This window comes from Rahnella sikkimica (assembly GCF_002951615.1).
Lineage (GTDB): Bacteria > Pseudomonadota > Gammaproteobacteria > Enterobacterales > Enterobacteriaceae > Rahnella > Rahnella sikkimica.
This window is the reverse complement of record NZ_CP019062.1, coordinates 3,957,054-3,977,417: the sequence shown is the minus strand read 5'-3', so window position 1 is coordinate 3,977,417 and position 20,364 is coordinate 3,957,054. Positions and strand designations below refer to the sequence as shown.

Genomic DNA, 20,364 nt, shown 5'->3' with positions numbered 1-20,364 from the left:
CCTGTGATCATTGCGAATTCGAGTACTTACTCGTCTTCCAGCTCGATGTTGATACCCAGAGAACGGATTTCTTTCAACAGTACGTTGAAGGACTCCGGCATGCCTGGTTCCATACGATGATCGCCATCTACGATGTTTTTATACATCTTAGTACGGCCGTTAACGTCATCGGACTTAACCGTCAGCATTTCCTGCAGGGTATAAGCGGCACCGTATGCTTCCAGTGCCCACACTTCCATCTCACCGAAGCGCTGACCACCGAACTGAGCTTTACCACCCAGCGGCTGCTGAGTAACGAGGCTGTAAGAACCGGTAGAACGCGCGTGCATCTTATCGTCAACCAGGTGGTTCAGTTTCAGCATGTACATGTAGCCGACGGTAACCTGACGCTCAAATTGCTCGCCGGTACGGCCGTCAAACAGTGTGATCTGGCCAGAGGTTGGGACGCCGCCCATTTCAAGCAGTTGCTTGATCTCTGTCTCTTTCGCACCGTCGAAGACTGGTGTCGCGATTGGCATACCTTTTTTCAGGTTCTCTGCCAGACGCAATACTTCATCATCGGTGAAGGTGGTCAGATCAACTTTCTGACGTACGTCGTCGCCCAGATCATAGGCACGCTGGATGAACTCGCGCAGCTTAGAAACTTCTTCATGTTTCTTCAGCATGGCATTGATTTTTTCACCAATACCTTTCGCGGCCATACCCAGGTGGGTTTCCAAAATCTGACCAATGTTCATACGTGATGGAACGCCCAGCGGGTTCAGTACGATATCAACAGGAGTCCCGTTTTCATCGTAAGGCATATCTTCGATCGGATTGATCTTGGAGATAACACCTTTGTTACCGTGGCGGCCTGCCATTTTGTCACCAGGCTGGATTTGACGTTTAACCGCCAAATACACTTTAACGATTTTCAGCACACCCGGTGCCAGATCATCGCCCTGAGTGATTTTACGACGCTTAGCTTCGAGTTTTTTCTCAAACTCGGATTTCAGTTCGTCGTACTGTTCAGCAAGCTGTTCCAACTGATTCTGTTTGTCTTCGTCAGTCAGTGACAGTTCTAACCAACGATCGCGAGGCAATTTGCCCAGCTTGTCAGCTTCAACACCGCCAGCAACCAGCGCAGACTGGATACGTGCAAACAGGCCAGCTTCCAGGATTTGCAGCTCTTCAGTCAGGTCTTTCTTAGCCTGTTTCAGCTGCATTTCTTCGATTTCTAACGCACGTTTGTCTTTTTCCACGCCATCGCGGGTGAAGACCTGCACGTCAATAATCGTACCGGAAACGCCGTTTGGTACACGCAGAGAAGAGTCTTTAACATCAGACGCTTTCTCACCGAAGATCGCACGCAGCAGTTTCTCTTCCGGAGTCAGCTGAGTTTCACCTTTAGGTGTAACTTTACCGACCAGAATGTCACCACCGGTTACTTCAGCACCGATATAAACGATACCGGATTCATCCAGTTTGGAGAGCGCAGCTTCACCCACGTTAGGGATGTCAGCGGTGATCTCTTCAGGCCCTAACTTGGTGTCACGGGACACACATGCCAGTTCCTGGATATGGATGGTCGTGAAGCGGTCTTCCTGCACAACACGTTCGGAGACCAAGATGGAGTCTTCGAAGTTGTAACCGTTCCAAGGCATGAACGCGACACGCATGTTCTGACCCAGTGCCAGTTCACCCAGATCTGTTGACGGACCATCTGCCAGCACGTCACCGCGCTCGATGGGTTCGCCCAGATTCACACACGGCATCTGGTTGATGCAGGTGTTCTGGTTAGAACGGGTGTATTTGGTCAGGTTATAAATGTCGATACCTGCTTCGCCCGGGTACATCTCTTCTTCGTTAACACGAATAACGATACGGGATGCATCCACGTACTGAACAATACCGCCACGTTTGGCTACGGCAGTAACACCGGAGTCAACCGCTACAGCACGTTCCATACCAGTACCTACCAGCGGCTTATCAGCGCGCAGAGTTGGAACTGCCTGACGTTGCATGTTCGCACCCATCAATGCACGGTTGGCGTCATCGTGTTCCAGGAATGGAATCAGAGAAGCACCAACGGAGACGATCTGCTGGGTGGAAACGTCCATGTAGTCAACCTGATCGCGGCTAAACAGGCTTGATTCGCCTTTGCTACGACAAGTGACTAAGTCTTCCAGGAAGTGGCCTTCTTCGTCCAGGTTGGAGTTCGCCTGAGCGATTACGAAGTTGCCTTCTTCAATGGCAGACAGGTAGTTAATCTCATCGGTAACCATACCTTCACGCACACGGCGGTAAGGGGTTTCCAGGAAACCGTACTCATTGGTCTGTGCGTAGACAGACAAGGAGTTGATCAGACCGATGTTTGGACCTTCTGGCGTTTCGATTGGGCATACGCGACCGTAGTGAGTCGGGTGTACGTCTCGAACTTCAAAGCCAGCACGTTCACGGGTCAAACCGCCCGGGCCCAATGCGGAGATACGACGTTTGTGCGTGATCTCAGACAACGGGTTGTTCTGGTCCATAAATTGTGACAGCTGGCTTGAACCGAAGAACTCTTTCACCGCAGCCGAGATCGGCTTAGCGTTGATCATGTCCTGAGGCATCAGAGTGTCGAGGTCGCCGAGAGACAGGCGCTCTTTAACTGCACGCTCAACACGAACCAAACCTACACGGAATTGGTTTTCAGCCATTTCGCCGACAGAACGAATACGACGGTTGCCTAAGTGGTCGATATCATCCACTTCGCCCTGGCCGTTACGAATGCCGATCAGCTTTCTCATTACCTGGATGATGTCGTCTTTGCTCAGGATACCTGAACCTTCGATTTCATCACGCAGCAGAGAACGGTTGAACTTCATACGACCAACTGCAGACAGGTCGTAACGATCTTCAGAGAAGAACAGGTTCTCAAACAGGCTTTCAGCAGCTTCGCGAGTTGGTGGTTCACCAGGACGCATCATGCGGTAGATCTCAACCAGTGCGCTCAGGCGATCGCTGGTTGGGTCGACGCGAATGGTCTCGGACATGTACGCGCCATGATCGAGATCGTTGGTGAACAGCGTTTCAATAGTTTTGTGTCCGGCCTGGCTCAATTTAGCCAGTAAATCCAGAGACAATTCCATGTTCGCAGGGACAATCAGCTCACCGGTATTAGTGTCGATGTAGTCTTTAGCAACGACTTTCCCTGCGATGTACTCAACAGGAACTTCGATGCGCTGAATGTCGTCTTTTTCAAGCTGGCGAATATGGCGTGCAGTGATACGGCGGCCTTTCTCGATATAGACTTTGCCGTCAGCTTCGATATCAAAGGAAGCGGTTTCACCACGCAGGCGCTCAGGTACCAGCTCCATCTGCAACTTGTTGTCGCGGATCTGGTAAATCACCTTCTCAAAGAACAGGTCAAGGATCTGTTCAGTGGTATAGCTTAATGCACGCAGAATGATGGTCGCTGGCAATTTGCGGCGACGGTCAATACGTACAAACAGGTTGTCTTTCGGGTCAAACTCGAAATCTAACCATGAACCGCGGTAAGGGATGATACGTGCGTTGTACAGCACTTTACCCGATGAATGGGTTTTACCCTTATCACTGTCAAAGAATACGCCTGGACTACGGTGAAGCTGAGATACGATAACCCTCTCAGTACCGTTAATCACAAAGGTACCATTTTCGGTCATGAGCGGAATTTCGCCCATATAGACTTCTTGTTCCTTGATGTCTTTGACCGTACCTTCTGGTGCTTCACGCTCGTAGATTACCAGACGCAATTTCACACGCAGTGGCGCGGAGAAAGTTACACCACGGATCTGGCATTCTTTAACGTCGAATACTGGCTCACCAAGACGGTAGCTAACGTATTGCAGCTCAGAATTGCCGCTGTAGCTCTTGATTGGAAATACAGAACGGAATGCAGCTTCCAAACCGTGCTGGCCTTCCGGATCTTGCTCGATAAACTTCTGGAACGAGTCAAGCTGGATAGAAAGGAGAAAGGGAATGTCCAAAACTTGTGGACGTTTACCAAAATCCTTACGAATGCGTTTTTTCTCGGTATAGGAGTAAACCATAGGGTTCCTCAGCTCGCTGATCAGTGACCCAATCTTGTCTGCCCTGAGAAGGACAGTTCATGCAACACCGTTTATGTCGACCGGAAAGCAGAAACGCTTCCCGCAATACCTGTTTCTATCACTCTTAAATCATTTCGTTGTGCATTATCCCTGGATGAGCCAAGGCAAGCGGCAGCAATATATTAAGGCGTATCAAGAAGAGGTATTAGAGTAGTTCAGTGCTCAAACAGTGTGAAACACCACTGACACTCTATAGCGCAAAAAGGCTGGTGACTAAAAAGTCACCAGCCATCAGTCTGTTAGGACAGACTGCACTCCGGGAAGTTAAACTTACTTAACTTCAACAGAAGCACCAGCTTCTTCCAGAGATTTTTTCAGAGCTTCAGCGTCGTCTTTGCTGATGCCTTCTTTCAGAGCTGCTGGAGCAGACTCAACCAGGTCTTTAGCTTCTTTCAGACCCAGGCCAGTTGCGGTACGAACAGCTTTGATAACTGCAACTTTGTTCGCGCCAACAGCAGCCAGAACAACGTCGAACTCAGTTTTTTCTTCAACAGCTTCAGCAGCAGCAGCAGGACCTGCAACAGCAGCAGCAGCAGAAACGCCGAATTTTTCTTCCATAGCGGAGATCAGTTCAACGATTTCCATTACAGACAGAGCTGCAACGCCTTCAATGATTTGTTCTTTAGTGATTGACATTTCAAGTGTTCCTAGAATTCAGAAATAGTGTATACGTAAGCAAATGAACGAGAAAAGAAAGGCTGATTAAGCAGCTTCTTTCTGATCGCGTACAGCAGCCAGAGTGCGAACCAATTTGCCTGCAGCGGCTTCTTTCATGGTTGCCATCAGGCGTGCGATTGCTTCTTCGTAAGTAGGCAGAGTTGCCAAGCGGTCGATTTGAGCCGCAGAGATAAACTCACCTTCAAAGGCCGCAGCTTTAACCTCAAATTTTGCATTCGCTTTAGCGAAATCTTTGAACAGACGGGCAGCAGCGCCTGGGTGTTCAGTAGAGAATGCAATCAAGGTTGGACCGACAAACGTGTCTTTCAGGCACTCAAACTGAGTACCTTCTACGACGCGACGCATCAAGGTGTTACGAACAACACGCATGTAAACGCCAGCTTCACGACCTGCTTTACGCAGTTCAGTCATTTTATCTACAGTTACGCCACGGGAATCCGCAACAACCGCAGACAGCGCGCCTTTGGCTACTTCGATGACTTCAGCAACAATCGCTTGTTTGTCTTGAAGATTTAATGCCATTAGCTTTTTGCTCCTGGATTTGGCCGGGGAAAATCCCCGGAACTCACATCGCTTGTTACCGAGATCGATATCAAGCGTTCAAACACGGTGAGCAGAGAATCCAGTAAAGACAAATCTTAATTCTTTATAAAAAAGACAAAGAAATATTTTCTTCAGGCTCTGTCACCGTCTACGCAGGAAAAATTAAGTCCCTTTCAGGACACCTGCGGTCTTGGACGGAGGCCTGGATAGGCCAGGCTCCAACCGAAAAATCTTGGTTTCGCATTAACGAAACAACGGGCCATAGATTCTAGACAAATCTATCGCCCGCGTAAAGCGATAAACGCAGGTAGTTAATTAGTTAACTACAGCGCTCAGGCCGCTTTGATCAACAGAAAGACCCGCGCCCATGGTAGTGGACAGGCTGACTTTCTTGATGAAAACGCCTTTAGCCTGAGAAGGCTTCGCTTTCTTCAGAGCGACCAACAGAGCTTCCAGGTTTTCTTTCAGCTTGTCGGATTCGAAATCAACCTTACCAATAGTGGTATGGATGATGCCGTTTTTGTCGTTACGGTAACGAACCTGGCCTGCTTTAGCATTCTTAACTGCTTCAGCAACGTTAGGCGTTACAGTACCAACTTTCGGGTTAGGCATCAGGCCACGTGGGCCCAGAACCTGACCTAATTGGCCAACAACGCGCATTGCATCTGGAGATGCGATAACAACGTCGAAGTTCATTTCGCCTTTCTTGATCATGTCAGCCAGATCTTCCATACCTACCAGTTCAGCGCCTGCAGCTTTAGCAGCTTCAGCGTTTGCACCTTGGGCGAAGACGGCAACGCGAACAGAACGACCGGTGCCGTGTGGCAGTACGGTTGCGCCGCGAACGTTTTGATCAGATTTACGTGCGTCGATGCCGAGGTTAACAGCAACGTCCACGCTTTCTACGAATTTAGCAGTGGCCAGCTCTTTGAGCAGAGCAACGGCTTCGGTGATGTCGTACTGTTTAGTAGCATCAACTTTGTCACGGATCACGCGCATGCGCTTGGTCAGCTTAGCCATTTATTAATCCTCCACTACCAGGCCCATGGAACGAGCAGTACCTTCGATGGAGCGAGTCATCGCTTCAACGTTAGAACCAGTCATGTCCGCAGCTTTGGTTTCTGCGATTTCACGAACCTGAGCACTCGTTACTTTACCCACTTTGTCTTTGTTCGGCTTGCCAGAACCAGACTTGATACCAGCCGCTTTCTTCAGCAATACTGCTGCAGGAGGGGTTTTGGTAACGAAGGTGAAAGAACGGTCAGAATAAACGGTAATAACAACAGGAGTTGGCAGGCCTTTTTCCATGCTTTCAGTCTTAGCATTGAACGCCTTACAAAATTCCATGATGTTAACGCCTTGCTGACCCAGAGCTGGACCAACTGGCGGACTTGGGTTTGCCATACCAGCTGCAACTTGCAGCTTAACGTAGGCTTGTACTTTCTTGGCCATGGTAAATATCCTCGTTTGGGTGATATCGCCTGTTTGAAGAGGCTCCCCGTTATTTGCAGTACTTTATTCTTTACATTTTTTATGTGCAAAGGCGGCACATAAAAACAAAAGGCGCGAAATTGTAGTTCAATTTCGCGCCTTGTACAACATCTGTTCTAATGAATATTTAGAAAGATGTTGTTAGCCTTTTTCAACCTGCCCAAAATCCAGTTCAACCGGTGTGGCACGGCCAAAGATGGAAACAGACACTTTCAAGCGGCTCTTTTCGTAATCAACTTCTTCGACCACACCATTGAAGTCCGCAAACGGACCGTCGTTAACACGTACCAGTTCACCTGGTTCAAAGAGTGTTTTAGGACGTGGCTTATCACCCGCTTGTTGCAGGCGATTCATGATCGCATCAACTTCTTTATCGCTGATTGGTGCAGGACGATCTGACGTTCCGCCGATGAAGCCCATCACACGAGGAACGCTGCGAACTAAGTGCCAGCTGGCGTCATTCATCACCATCTGTACCAGCACATAACCCGGGAAGAATTTTCGTTCGCTTTTACGGCGCTGGCCACCACGGATCTCAACCACTTCTTCCGTTGGGACCATGACTTCACCAAACAATTCTTCCATGTCATGTAATTTGATGTGCTCACGCAGCGATTGCGCAACGCGGCCTTCAAAGCCAGAAAACGCCTGAACGACGTACCAACGTTTTTTAGGTGCTTCAGACATTTAGAACCTCAAGCCAGTAATGAAAGATACCAGGCGGACTAAAATACCATCCAGCCCCCACAGAATCAGAGACATAACGGCAGTTACCGCAGCAACGATCAGTGTGGTATGCAATGTTTCCTGGCGCGTTGGCCAAATGACTTTACGTACTTCGGTGCGCGCTTCACGAGCAAACGCAACTGTCGCCTTGCCTTTGGTGGTCAATAAAGCCACTGCGCCTGCAATTGCGATAATAACTACTACGGCTAACGCGCGTAACGGCAGGCTGTATGCACGGTAATAATAGTTACCGACAATCGCTACAACCAACAAAACGGCAACAACCAGCCACTTTACCGCTTCCAGGCCGCGCCCGCTCCCTTGAGCCTCGGTATTCGCACTCATAAACCAACCCGTCACAATGATTCAGAACAAACAACTTTGCCTCGCATTGCGAGGCAAACCAAACCGATCGATGCTCTACTTGAGCGCAATTCGGTGTTTTACGCTATATCTCAGAGCCTATCTCACCAGTGATTATGACGTATAAATCGCTGATGAGATAGGTTCTAGCGCCACAGCGTAGAAAAAAGGGCATCGAATGATGCCCTTTTCATGTGTGTTGCGTCAACGTTTAGTGACAAAAAACTATCAGCGATTAAGCGATAACTTTAGCAACAACACCAGCACCTACAGTACGGCCGCCTTCACGGATTGCGAAACGCAAACCTTGGTCCATCGCGATTGGATGGATCAGGGTAACAACCATGTTGATGTTGTCACCAGGCATGACCATCTCAACGCCTTCTGGCAGTTCGATGGTACCGGTCACGTCAGTTGTACGGAAGTAGAACTGTGGACGGTAGCCTTTGAAGAACGGAGTATGACGGCCGCCTTCATCTTTGCTCAGGATATAAACTTCTGAGTCAAAGGTAGTGTGTGGTTTGATTGAGCCTGGTTTAGCCAGAACTTGACCACGTTCGATGTCTTCACGCTTAATACCACGCAGCAGAACACCCACGTTCTCACCAGCACGACCTTCGTCCAGCAGTTTGCGGAACATTTCAACGCCAGTACAAGTAGATTTCACGGTATCTTTGATACCAACGATTTCAACTTCTTCGCCGACTTTAACGATACCGCGCTCTACACGACCGGTAACAACTGTACCACGGCCGGAGATGGAGAATACGTCTTCGATTGGCAGCAGGAACGGCAGGTCGATAGCACGTTCTGGTTCTGGGATGTAAGAATCCAGGAAACCAGCCAGTTCGATGATTTTAGCTTCCCACTCAGCTTCGCCTTCCAGTGCTTTCAGCGCTGAACCACGAACAACTGGGATATCGTCGCCTGGGAATTCGTACAGAGAAAGAAGTTCACGAACTTCCATTTCTACCAATTCCAGCAGCTCTTCGTCATCAACCATGTCGCATTTGTTCATGAATACGATCATGTATGGAACGCCAACCTGGCGACCCAGCAGGATGTGCTCACGGGTCTGAGGCATAGGGCCGTCAGTTGCAGCAACAACCAGAATTGCACCGTCCATCTGAGCAGCACCGGTGATCATGTTTTTCACATAGTCGGCGTGGCCTGGGCAGTCAACGTGCGCGTAGTGGCGGCTTGGGGTGTCATATTCAACGTGTGAAGTGTTGATGGTGATACCACGAGCTTTTTCTTCTGGTGCGTTATCGATCTGGTCGAATGCGCGTGCAGAACCGCCGTAGGTTTTAGCCAGAACGGTAGTGATTGCTGCAGTCAGGGTAGTTTTACCGTGGTCAACGTGGCCGATAGTACCAACGTTAACGTGCGGTTTTGTACGTTCAAACTTTTCTTTAGACATCGATTGTCCCTCTAAGACACGGTTAAATCGGTGGTATCACCACATCAACCAAGCATTTGCTTGACGAATTAGTTTACAGAAAGAAAATCAGGAAGGAGGGAGGATTTGGAAGTGGTGCTGATAGGCAGATTCGAACTGCCGACCTCACCCTTACCAAGGGTGCGCTCTACCAACTGAGCTATATCAGCACATACTTGGAGCGGGCAGTGGGAATCGAACCCACATCATCAGCTTGGAAGGCTGAGGTAATAGCCATTATACGATGCCCGCATCCTGGAACTCGGCTACCTAATTTTTCTGAAGAACTCGAAGACGGGGAAAAGGACGTGAGACACTTAATTCCTCACCTTCACTTAAAGCGACTCTCTCACTTTAAGCTGCTTCACTGCTGAAGCTTGTATGGTGGTGGGGGAAGGATTCGAACCTTCGAAGTCGATGACGGCAGATTTACAGTCTGCTCCCTTTGGCCGCTCGGGAACCCCACCTAATTGTTAAGTACTTGAATGGTGCCGGCACCAAGAGTCGAACTCGGGACCTACTGATTACAAGTCAGTTGCTCTACCAACTGAGCTATGCCGGCATCAAGTGCTGCGCATTCTAGGGAGTGTTTACGGGCTATGCAACAAATAAATTGCATGTTTTGCTCTAACGCTCATGTTTTATTCAAAAAGTAGGCTTTTGCCCTAATTAATGCGTTTAAAGGTTCAAATAATGTGCAAAATACATCGTCTAACATCTCGCGACTGAGATGATGGATTGAGTTTTCCTCTCTGTTAATATCAGGAAAGATCATTCCCGCTGCATACCCGTTCGATTCATGCACTGAAAATGTGCTTTTGCCTCATCAAAGAACACCAACAGGCTTTTTCTTTTCGGCTAATACTGATTTTACACCCTTTTTTGTTGGCGCAATTTTTGCACTCCTCTTTTTGAACGCATTGTTTTTCCTTATTAGGAGTGCTGCAATGAAAATAGTCATGCTTAATGCTGCGACATTACCTGTTTACCGGGATGAGCTGGCCCAACTCCTGATAGAAGCCAACAATCTGGGTGGCTCAGCCGGATTTCCTTACACCATGGAAAAGAAAGATGCAGAAGACTCTTTCAACGATTTGCGCCCCGCGCTATCTCAAAACGAGCGTTTGCTTTGGATAGCCCGCGATGAGCAAGGAGTTATCGGGACAGTCCAGCTGGATTTAACGCATCCCACAGATTCTCCACATGAGGCAGAAATTAATACTTTGCTGGTTTGTGCTAGAGCAAGACGACGTGGCGTCGGGAGATTATTAATGCGCGAGCTGGAAAATACCGCTCAGGATTTACGTTGCACCGTTTTGTCATCCGATATGCAATCGGGTTCTGAAGCTGAAGCCTTCTACAGGGCCCAGGGTTATCGCTGTGCGGCCTTAAAACCTGACACTGTCCGATACAGTCGAAAAAATGAAGTGGTTTACTACAAGCGACTCTCCACGTTTATCTGCTCCTCAGCTCCCCTCTTCTGATGTCCATACGGGGCGACGAAAGCCATCCCGTGTTTCTGCAACAACTTTCTTCCTTGCATAACTTTCTTAAAAATTTTTAAACTCAATCAAAGAAATCGATAAGTTATAAGAAAAAGATCTCCCCGGAAAATTAAGGTGTCTATAATATGCTGCTGGTTTACTGTCTGGAGTTGGCGTGATCGCCTTTCCTGACCTGCGCTAACAGGCAGACTTTAACTTATGAAAAAAAGAGACCCATCTTTGGCAACTCCTTATCTGCAGTTCGATCGTGCGCAGTGGGCAGCCTTACGTGATTCAGTACCGCTAACGCTCAAAGAAGCGGAAGTCGTGAACCTGAAAGGTATCAATGAGGATTTATCCCTCGAGGAAGTTGCGCAGATCTATCTGCCGCTTTCACGCCTTCTCAATTTTTACATCAGTTCCAACTTGCGTCGGCAAGCTGTGCTTGAGCAGTTCCTCGGCACAGACGGGCAGAAAATACCTTATGTCATCGGCATTGCAGGAAGTGTTGCTGTGGGCAAGAGCACAACAGCGCGTGTCCTTCAGGCGTTGCTGAGCCGTTGGCCAGAGCATCGTTCAGTAGAGTTGATCACCACTGATGGGTTCCTCTACCCCAATAAGACGTTGCAAGAACGTGGGATCATGAAGAAGAAGGGATTCCCGCAGTCTTACGACATGCATCAACTGGTTAATTTCGTTTCTGAAGTTAAATCAGGCGCTAAGCGGGTTACTGCGCCGGTGTATTCGCATCTGATTTATGATGTCATCCCCGATGGGAATAAAGTCATTGAGCAACCCGACATTTTAATTCTTGAAGGGCTCAATGTTTTGCAAAGTGGAATGGATTACCCTCACGATCCGCATCATGTATTTGTTTCTGATTTTGTTGATTTCTCAATATATGTTGATGCACCGGAAGATCTATTACAGAGCTGGTATATTAATCGCTTCCTGAAATTCCGCCAGGGGGCATTCTCAGATCCTGACTCCTATTTCCATCACTATGCAAAGCTGCCGGAAGAAGAAGCAGTAAACATTGCTACGCAGCTATGGAATGAGATTAACGGATTGAATTTAAAAGAAAATATACTACCTACACGCGAGAGAGCCAGCCTGATTCTGACGAAAAGTGCGAATCATGCTGTTGAAAACGTCCGGTTGAGAAAATAAAACATTAAAAATGAATTAAGGAGAGTCAATGCTCTCCTTCTATTTTATTCAAACACCGCGCAGTGAAATCTCACCACCAATATACGGCTTAATAACACCATCTTGCTCTAGCAGCAATGCACCCTGTGGATCAATTCCCCGTTCAATACCATGAATTTCCTGATCACCAATCAGCAATTTAACCGGCCGGTCGAGGAAATTATCCAACCCACGCCAGCGGGCAATAAATGGTGTCAGACCTTCCTGTTCAAAATGCACCAAGGCTGAGCGCAGCTCTTTGAGCAACGTGGCGGTCAGTTCGTTGCGATCTATGTTCACACCCGCTTCCTGCAAATTGATCCATCCCTGAGTAATGGTATCGGTCGCAGGTTCACGCATTTTGAGATTGATACCCGCCCCGATAACCAAATGCGCTGCATCTCCGGTTTTCCCCGTTAACTCAACGAGAATACCCGCCAATTTGCGGTCATTGAGATAAAGATCGTTAGGCCATTTGACCCGGACATTTTCCGCTCCGAGGCGATGTAGCACTTCCGCCATGACTATTCCGATCACCAAGCTTAGTCCCATAGCGGCAGCAGGGCCTTGTTCCAGTTTCCAGTACATGGAAAGATAAAGATTGCTGCCGAAAGGTGAAAACCACTTACGGCCGCGACGGCCTCGCCCAGCCTGCTGATATTCCGCAACACAAGCATCTCCAGAATTCAGCTGACCAATTCTGTCCATCAGATACTGATTAGTTGAATCAATAACAGGCAGGACACTGACTCCACCAGCCGGAAGCATGGCGAGAATCTTCTCTTCTTCCAGTAACTGAATAGGATAAGGCAAGCTGTAACCTTTCCCCGGAACCGTGAAGATATCGATACCCCAATCCCGTACAGTCTGGATATGTTTATTAATTGCCGCACGGCTCATTCCCATGGCGGTACCCAACTGTTCGCCAGAATGAAACTCACCATCGGCCAAAATAAAGATCAATTGCAGTGGTACTGTAATATCCTTCATGACAGTGCCTCCACCGCATTCACTTCACCTTCCGCAGCGATAAAGCGCACCTCAGGCTCAAGCCAAATACCAAATTTTTCTGCTACAGCATCGCGAACATATTTCGCTAACGCACGGACATCACCGCTGCTCGCATGGTCTTTATTGATCAGTACAAGCGCCTGTTTCTCATGCACGGCCGCGCCTCCGATGCTGAATCCTTTCAGACCGGACTGTTCAACTAACCAACCTGCGGCAAGTTTTATCTGTCCATTGGCTTGTGGGTAAGATGGCATTGAAGGGTAATGACTGCTAATTTTCTCAGCAACCAAAGCGCTAACGGTTGGATTTTTGTAGAAGCTGCCCGCATTGCCGGTAACAGTAGGATCCGGTAATTTGCTACGGCGCATCGAGCAAACCGAATCAAAGATTTCCTGAGGCGTTACAGTTTTAGGATCCAGTCGGGTCAGGTCACCATAAGTGAGTTTCGGCTGCCATTGTTTTGTCAGCTTCAAACCAACGGCTACAATTGCATAGCCATTTTTATAAGAGTGCTTAAAGATACTTTCACGATAGCCGAACTGGCATTCTTGATCACTCAAACGCACCCGTTTTTCTGTCTGCAGATCTAAAACGTCGACATAATTGCAGATACTTTGCAGCTCAATTCCATAAGCACCAATGTTTTGAATGGGTGCAGAACCCACACAACCTGGGATCAGAGCCAGATTCTCCAGACCAGGGATGTTGTGTTCCAGTGCGTAGCAAACCAGTTCGTGCCAGTTTTCTCCGGCACCGACGTGTAACAGCCATTCGTCCGCATTTTCAGTCAGTTCAATGCCTTTGATTCGGTTCAAAACGACCAAACCCGCAAAATCATCAAGAAAAAGAACGTTGCTTCCTTCTCCTAAAAGCAGAAAGGGCAGCTGTTTTTCTTTAGAAGATTCCCAGGCAGAAACCAACTGTTCCACATTATGAACACTTACTATTTCAGCAGCATGTGCAGGCAGGGAAAAAGTATTTCTGGATTGAAGAGAGGTGTCGTGAATCGACATAACTAGATTACTCATTGGTGACTTATTTGAGCTTAGTTTAACCGATTCGCTGCTCTCTGACGCAGAGTTTTCTGGCAGGGAGCGAACAGGGAAAGGAAGAACGTAGATAAAATAACCTCAACGCTACCCAAATTCCCCATAGCAAAAAGCCCTGTACGTCAGTACAGGGCTTTCCACTTATTTGATGCCTGGCAGTTCCCTACTCTCGCATGGGGAGACCCCACACTACCATCGGCGCTACGGCGTTTCACTTCTGAGTTCGGCATGGGGTCAGGTGGGACCACCGCGCTAATGCCGCCAGGCAAATTCTGTTTCATTCATACCGCTCACCCCATATCAGGCTTGCACTACGAACCAATCTCGGAACAATCAGCTGAAAAATCTACGTCTTTCACAGAGCCAATACAAAACACCTTTGGTGTTGTAAGGTTAAGCCTCTCGGGTCATTAGTACTGGTTAGCTCAATGCATCGCTGCACTTACACACCCAGCCTATCAACGTCTTAGTCTTAAACGTCCCTTCAGGTGGCTTAAAGCCACAGGGAAGACTCATCTCGAGGCAAGTTTCGCGCTTAGATGCTTTCAGCGCTTATCTTTTCCGCATTTAGCTACCGGGCAATGCCATTGGCATGACAACCCGAACACCAGTGATGCGTCCACTCCGGTCCTCTCGTACTAGGAGCAGCCCCTCTCAATCTTCCAACGCCCACGGCAGATAGGGACCGAACTGTCTCACGACGTTCTAAACCCAGCTCGCGTACCACTTTAAACGGCGAACAGCCGTACCCTTGGGACCTACTTCAGCCCCAGGATGTGATGAGCCGACATCGAGGTGCCAAACACCGCCGTCGATATGAACTCTTGGGCGGTATCAGCCTGTTATCCCCGGAGTACCTTTTATCCGTTGAGCGATGGCCCTTCCATTCAGAACCACCGGATCACTATGACCTACTTTCGTACCTGCTCGAGCCGTCACTCTCGCAGTCAAGCTAGCTTATGCCATTGCACTAACCTCACGATGTCCGACCGTGATTAGCTAACCTTCGTGCTCCTCCGTTACTCTTTAGGAGGAGACCGCCCCAGTCAAACTACCCACCAGACACTGTCCTCACCCCGGATTACGGGGCCGAGTTAGAACATCAAACATTAAAGGGTGGTATTTCAAGGTTGGCTCCACAAGAACTGGCGTCCTCGCTTCAAAGCCTCCCACCTATCCTACACATCAAGGCTCAATGTTCAGTGTCAAGCTATAGTAAAGGTTCACGGGGTCTTTCCGTCTTGCCGCGGGTACACTGCATCTTCACAGCGAGTTCAATTTCACTGAGTCTCGGGTGGAGACAGCCTGGCCATCATTACGCCATTCGTGCAGGTCGGAACTTACCCGACAAGGAATTTCGCTACCTTAGGACCGTTATAGTTACGGCCGCCGTTTACCGGGGCTTCGATCAAGAGCTTCGCATTGCTGCTAACCCCATCAATTAACCTTCCGGCACCGGGCAGGCGTCACACCGTATACGTCCACTTTCGTGTTTGCACAGTGCTGTGTTTTTATTAAACAGTTGCAGCCAGCTGGTATCTTCGACTGGATTCAGCTCCGGGAGCAAGTCCCTTCACCTACGCGCCAGCGTGCCTTCTCCCGAAGTTACGGCACCATTTTGCCTAGTTCCTTCACCCGAGTTCTCTCAAGCGCCTGAGTATTCTCTACCTGACCACCTGTGTCGGTTTGGGGTACGATTTCGTGTTACCTGGAGCTTAGAGGCTTTTCCTGGAAGCATGGCATCAACTACTTCACCACCGTAGTGGCTCGTTATCACGCCTCAGGGTTATACAGAAAAGCGGATTTACCAACTCTTCCCCCCTACACGCTTGAACCGGGACAACCGTCGCCCGGCTAGCCTAGCCTTCTCCGTCCCCCCTTCGCAGTAACACCAAGTGCTGGAATATTAACCAGCTTCCCATCGACTACGCTTTTCAGCCTCGCCTTAGGGGTCGACTCACCCTGCCCCGATTAACGTTGGACAGGAACCCTTGGTCTTCCGGCGTGCGGGTTTTTCACCCGCATTATCGTTACTTATGTCAGCATTCGCACTTCTGATACCTCCAGCAGCCCTCACAGACCACCTTCGACGGCTTACAGAACGCTCCCCTACCCAACAACGCATAAGCGTCGCTGCCGCAGCTTCGGTGCATGGTTTAGCCCCGTTACATCTTCCGCGCAGGCCGACTCGACCAGTGAGCTATTACGCTTTCTTTAAATGATGGCTGCTTCTAAGCCAACATCCTGGCTGTCTATGCCTTCCCACATCGTTTCCCACTTAACCATGACTTTGGGACCTTAGCTGGCGGTCTGGGTTGTTTCCCTCTTCACGACGGACGTTAGCACCCGCCGTGTGTCTCCCGTGATAACATTCTTCGGTATTCGTAGTTTGCATCGAGTTGGTAAGCCGGGATGGCCCCCTAGTCGAAACAGTGCTCTACCCCCGAAGATGAGTTCACGAGGCGCTACCTAAATAGCTTTCGGGGAGAACCAGCTATCTCCCGGTTTGATTGGCCTTTCACCCCCAGCCACAAGTCATCCGCTAATTTTTCAACATTAGTCGGTTCGGTCCTCCAGTTAGTGTTACCCAACCTTCAACCTGCCCATGGCTAGATCACCGGGTTTCGGGTCTATACCTTGCAACTTGACGCCCAGTTAAGACTCGGTTTCCCTACGGCTCCCCTATACGGTTAACCTTGCTACAAAATATAAGTCGCTGACCCATTATACAAAAGGTACGCAGTCACCCAACAAAGTAGGCTCCCACTGCTTGTACGTACACGGTTTCAGGTTCTATTTCACTCCCCTCGCCGGGGTTCTTTTCGCCTTTCCCTCACGGTACTGGTTCACTATCGGTCAGTCAGGAGTATTTAGCCTTGGAGGATGGTCCCCCCATATTCAGACAGGATGTCACGTGTCCCGCCCTACTCATCGAACTCACAACGTATGCATTTTTGTGTACGGGACTATCACCCTATACTGTGCGACTTTCCAGACGCTTCCACTAACACATACCCTGATTCAGGTTCTGGGCTCTTCCCCGTTCGCTCGCCGCTACTGGGGGAATCTCGGTTGATTTCTTTTCCTCGGGGTACTTAGATGTTTCAGTTCCCCCGGTTCGCCTCATTACACTATGTATTCATGTAATGATAATGTGTCGAAACACACTGGGTTTCCCCATTCGGGTATCGTCGGTTATTGCGGTTCATATCACCTTACCGACGCTTTTCGCAGATTAGCACGCCCTTCATCGCCTCTGACTGCCTAGGCATCCACCGTGTACGCTTAGTCGCTTAACCTCACAACCCGAAGGTGTCTTAAAGACATCATCGCGCTGCGATTATTTGAGAGACTCTGTTACAGACAGAATCACCACTCAGTACTTCTACGGAGAGTGATGTTCAGCTGTAAACTTTCAATTTTTCAGCTTGTTCCAGATTGTTAAAGAGCAATATCTTAAACACGACTCGTTAGAGTCATCTTTAAGATTTTTTATCGTTCATAAAGAACTGTTGATAATGTCTTTCACACATTATCGGAGTGGCGTCCCCAAGGGGATTCGAACCCCTGTTACAGCCGTGAAAGGGCAGTGTCCTAGGCCTCTAGACGATGGGGACACGAAAAATCCGTACCAGACCGTAGAACGGTATGGCACTTTTCGCATCAGCGTAAGGTCTCCCTTACCGCATCAACAGGTGCTCTTGCTCATTAATTTCATCAGACAATCTGTGTGGACACTGCACAATGCGTATCTTGAGGTAAGGAGGTGATCCAACCGCAGGTTCCCCTACGGTTACCTTGTTACGACTTCACCCCAGTCATGAATCACAAAGTGGTAAGCGCCCTCCCGAAGGTTAAGCTACCTACTTCTTTTGCAACCCACTCCCATGGTGTGACGGGCGGTGTGTACAAGGCCCGGGAACGTATTCACCGTAGCATTCTGATCTACGATTACTAGCGATTCCGACTTCATGGAGTCGAGTTGCAGACTCCAATCCGGACTACGACATACTTTATGAGGTCCGCTTGCTCTCGCGAGTTCGCTTCTCTTTGTATATGCCATTGTAGCACGTGTGTAGCCCTACTCGTAAGGGCCATGATGACTTGACGTCATCCCCACCTTCCTCCGGTTTATCACCGGCAGTCTCCTTTGAGTTCCCACCATTACGTGCTGGCAACAAAGGATAAGGGTTGCGCTCGTTGCGGGACTTAACCCAACATTTCACAACACGAGCTGACGACAGCCATGCAGCACCTGTCTCAGAGTTCCCGAAGGCACTAAGCTATCTCTAGCGAATTCTCTGGATGTCAAGAGTAGGTAAGGTTCTTCGCGTTGCATCGAATTAAACCACATGCTCCACCGCTTGTGCGGGCCCCCGTCAATTCATTTGAGTTTTAACCTTGCGGCCGTACTCCCCAGGCGGTCGACTTAACGCGTTAGCTCCGGAAGCCACGCCTCAAGGGCACAACCTCCAAGTCGACATCGTTTACAGCGTGGACTACCAGGGTATCTAATCCTGTTTGCTCCCCACGCTTTCGCACCTGAGCGTCAGTCTTTGTCCAGGGGCCGCCTTCGCCACCGGTATTCCTCCAGATCTCTACGCATTTCACCGCTACACCTGGAATTCTACCCCCCTCTACAAGACTCTAGCTTGCCAGTTTCAAATGCAGTTCCCAAGTTAAGCTCGGGGATTTCACATCTGACTTAACAAACCGCCTGCGTGCGCTTTACGCCCAGTAATTCCGATTAACGCTTGCACCCTCCGTATTACCGCGGCTGCTGGCACGGAGTTAGCCGGTGCTTCTTCTGCGAGTAACGTCAATGCAGCGTGCTATTAACACACTGCCCTTCCTCCTCGCTGAAAGTGCTTTACAACCCTAAGGCCTTCTTCACACACGCGGCATGGCTGCATCAGGCTTGCGCCCATTGTGCAATATTCCCCACTGCTGCCTCCCGTAGGAGTCTGGACCGTGTCTCAGTTCCAGTGTGGCTGGTCATCCTCTCAGACCAGCTAGGGATCGTCGCCTAGGTGAGCCATTACCTCACCTACTAGCTAATCCCATCTGGGCACATCCGATGGCGTGAGGCCCGAAGGTCCCCCACTTTGGTCTTGCGACATCATGCGGTATTAGCTACCGTTTCCAGTAGTTATCCCCCTCCATCAGGCAGTTTCCCAGACATTACTCACCCGTCCGCCGCTCGTCACCCAGAGAGCAAGCTCTCCTGTGCTACCGCTCGACTTGCATGTGTTAGGCCTGCCGCCAGCGTTCAATCTGAGCCATGATCAAACTCTTCAATTAAAAGTTCGATTTGCTTAAACAAGTTAAGCGGTGCTCAAAGTTTACTTTCGTAATAATTCACTAAATGAATTACTGCTTGGTCACTCTAAGACTTGATATTTTTTGCCACCGAGGTGGCTGATATCGTCTTGTGAGTGCCCACACAGATTGTCTGATAAATTGTTAAAGAGCGTACGTTGCGAGACTTAACTCAGCAACGTGGGAGGCAGATATTACTCTTTCTCCCTGAAGAGTCAACCATTTTCTTTTACAAGATGCGGTGTTTTCACCGGGTTGATTCTTCCTGACTGGGCGACTTGGTTCTCGTTAGAGGAGTCGTTGTTCCCGGTCAGTGGAGGCGCATTATAGGGAGTTCTCAGAAGGCCGCAACCCTTAATTTCAAAAAACTTTCCGAATGCTTTCTTTTTGGTCTAAACGTCTATTAAGCCCGCATTAGTGCGATTTTTTATACGATATCTGCCCAAATTCTTTAGCGAATTTAGCCACCTGCTGCCAATCGGTGTATTCAACTTCTTTACGGGTATCTGTTTCGCCGCCCGTCATTCGCATAATCAGTTGGATCATGACCTTATCGAGCCAGCGATAACGCGGATAACGTAATGCTCCGGCGAAGACTCCGCAGATTGCCGGCTCCCAAGGAGACGTCAGCAGGAACTTGCGTACATACGCATTTGTCTGCGGCGTTCTTTTCTCTGGCTTACGGGCTGTGAGATTTACGCCAAAAAATGCAGAAGGCATTTGATTCAGCGTTTCCGAATGCTTCTTAACGAACTTATCCAGCACAGCATTGAAATGACCATAACGGATGGACGCGCCTATCATCACCTGGTCGTAATGTTTTAAATCAACGTGCTCCGCATGATTGAGATCGACAACATCGCAGCTGCACTTCTCTTTTAGCTCGTTTGCTATATAGGAAGCGATGGCATGAGTCTGGCCGTCACGGCTTGAGTAGAGGATCAACGCTTTCATTCTTA

At 49.1% G+C, this 20,364-nt stretch carries 13 protein-coding genes, 5 tRNA genes and 3 rRNA genes; 2 read left to right on the top strand and 19 right to left on the bottom strand.

Going from position 1 to position 20,364, the window contains the following annotated elements; genetic code table 11:
• Positions 1–26: 26 nt before the first annotated feature.
• The 12 genes from rpoB to BV494_RS18330 all read right to left on the bottom strand — a co-directional run bounded on the left by rpoB (position 27) and on the right by BV494_RS18330 (position 9,916).
• Positions 27–4,055: a DNA-directed RNA polymerase subunit beta gene (rpoB, locus tag BV494_RS18385; RefSeq protein ID WP_104924135.1), complete on the bottom strand. Its 4,029-nt coding sequence runs from the start codon at positions 4,053–4,055 to the stop codon at positions 27–29.
• A 330-nt stretch (positions 4,056–4,385) separates the two neighbouring features.
• Positions 4,386–4,751, bottom strand: coding sequence for a 50S ribosomal protein L7/L12 (rplL, locus tag BV494_RS18380; protein WP_013577410.1), 366 nt, complete (start codon positions 4,749–4,751; stop codon positions 4,386–4,388).
• Positions 4,752–4,817: 66 nt separating this feature from the next.
• Entirely contained in the window at positions 4,818–5,315 is a 498-nt protein-coding gene (gene rplJ, locus BV494_RS18375; protein WP_104924134.1) for a 50S ribosomal protein L10, read from the bottom strand.
• A gap of 336 nt (positions 5,316–5,651) precedes the next feature.
• Positions 5,652–6,356 carry a 50S ribosomal protein L1 gene (gene rplA / locus BV494_RS18370; protein ID WP_104924133.1) on the bottom strand — a complete coding sequence of 235 codons (705 nt, stop codon included), beginning with the start codon at positions 6,354–6,356 and terminating at the stop codon, positions 5,652–5,654.
• A 3-nt stretch (positions 6,357–6,359) separates the two neighbouring features.
• Positions 6,360–6,788 carry a 50S ribosomal protein L11 gene (gene rplK / locus BV494_RS18365; RefSeq protein ID WP_104924132.1) on the bottom strand — a complete coding sequence of 143 codons (429 nt, stop codon included), beginning with the start codon at positions 6,786–6,788 and terminating at the stop codon, positions 6,360–6,362.
• A gap of 180 nt (positions 6,789–6,968) precedes the next feature.
• On the bottom strand, positions 6,969–7,514 hold the full coding sequence (gene nusG, locus BV494_RS18360; protein WP_104924131.1) for a transcription termination/antitermination protein NusG: 546 nt from the start codon (positions 7,512–7,514) through the stop codon (positions 6,969–6,971).
• Complete coding sequence (secE, locus tag BV494_RS18355; RefSeq protein WP_034794996.1) at positions 7,515–7,898, bottom strand: preprotein translocase subunit SecE; 384 nt, start codon at positions 7,896–7,898, stop codon at positions 7,515–7,517. It abuts the gene before it with no gap.
• Between the two features lie 253 nt (positions 7,899–8,151).
• Positions 8,152–9,336, bottom strand: a complete 1,185-nt coding sequence (gene tuf / locus BV494_RS18350) for an elongation factor Tu (protein ID WP_104923588.1) — start codon at positions 9,334–9,336, stop codon at positions 8,152–8,154.
• Between the two features lie 112 nt (positions 9,337–9,448).
• Positions 9,449–9,524: transfer RNA gene (locus BV494_RS18345), tRNA-Thr, on the bottom strand.
• 7 nt (positions 9,525–9,531) lie between these two features.
• A tRNA-Gly gene (locus tag BV494_RS18340) sits at positions 9,532–9,606 on the bottom strand.
• 130 nt (positions 9,607–9,736) lie between these two features.
• Positions 9,737–9,821: transfer RNA gene (locus BV494_RS18335), tRNA-Tyr, on the bottom strand.
• A gap of 19 nt (positions 9,822–9,840) precedes the next feature.
• Positions 9,841–9,916, bottom strand: a tRNA-Thr gene (locus BV494_RS18330).
• A 385-nt stretch (positions 9,917–10,301) separates the two neighbouring features.
• Here BV494_RS18330 and BV494_RS18325 point away from each other — a divergent pair.
• Together BV494_RS18325 and coaA are read left to right on the top strand one after the other, a co-directional pair.
• Entirely contained in the window at positions 10,302–10,838 is a 537-nt protein-coding gene (locus tag BV494_RS18325) for a GNAT family N-acetyltransferase (RefSeq protein WP_104924130.1), read from the top strand.
• Between the two features lie 219 nt (positions 10,839–11,057).
• Positions 11,058–12,008, top strand: coding sequence for a type I pantothenate kinase (gene coaA / locus BV494_RS18320; protein WP_104924129.1), 951 nt, complete (start codon positions 11,058–11,060; stop codon positions 12,006–12,008).
• A 48-nt stretch (positions 12,009–12,056) separates the two neighbouring features.
• On the opposite strand, the gene birA is transcribed toward coaA, so the two are convergent.
• The 7 genes from birA to hemG form a co-directional block, all read right to left on the bottom strand.
• Complete coding sequence (gene birA / locus BV494_RS18315; protein WP_104924128.1) at positions 12,057–13,016, bottom strand: bifunctional biotin--[acetyl-CoA-carboxylase] ligase/biotin operon repressor BirA; 960 nt, start codon at positions 13,014–13,016, stop codon at positions 12,057–12,059.
• A complete protein-coding gene (murB, locus tag BV494_RS18310) occupies positions 13,013–14,050 on the bottom strand; it encodes a UDP-N-acetylmuramate dehydrogenase (RefSeq protein WP_104924127.1) in 1,038 nt (345 codons plus the stop codon). The genes birA and murB overlap by 4 nt, the downstream gene beginning before the upstream one ends.
• Before the next feature lie 186 nt (positions 14,051–14,236).
• Positions 14,237–14,352, bottom strand: a 5S ribosomal RNA gene (gene rrf, locus BV494_RS18305).
• A 123-nt stretch (positions 14,353–14,475) separates the two neighbouring features.
• Positions 14,476–17,385 (bottom strand): 23S ribosomal RNA (locus BV494_RS18300).
• Positions 17,386–17,627: 242 nt separating this feature from the next.
• Positions 17,628–17,703, bottom strand: a tRNA-Glu gene (locus tag BV494_RS18295).
• Positions 17,704–17,845: 142 nt separating this feature from the next.
• Positions 17,846–19,387: ribosomal RNA gene (locus tag BV494_RS18290) — 16S ribosomal RNA — on the bottom strand.
• The 16S, 23S and 5S rRNA genes sit together here with 1 tRNA gene alongside, the layout of an rRNA operon.
• 432 nt (positions 19,388–19,819) lie before the next feature.
• Positions 19,820–20,359: a menaquinone-dependent protoporphyrinogen IX dehydrogenase gene (gene hemG / locus BV494_RS18285; RefSeq protein WP_104924126.1), complete on the bottom strand. Its 540-nt coding sequence runs from the start codon at positions 20,357–20,359 to the stop codon at positions 19,820–19,822.
• Between the last annotated feature and the right edge of the window lie 5 nt (positions 20,360–20,364).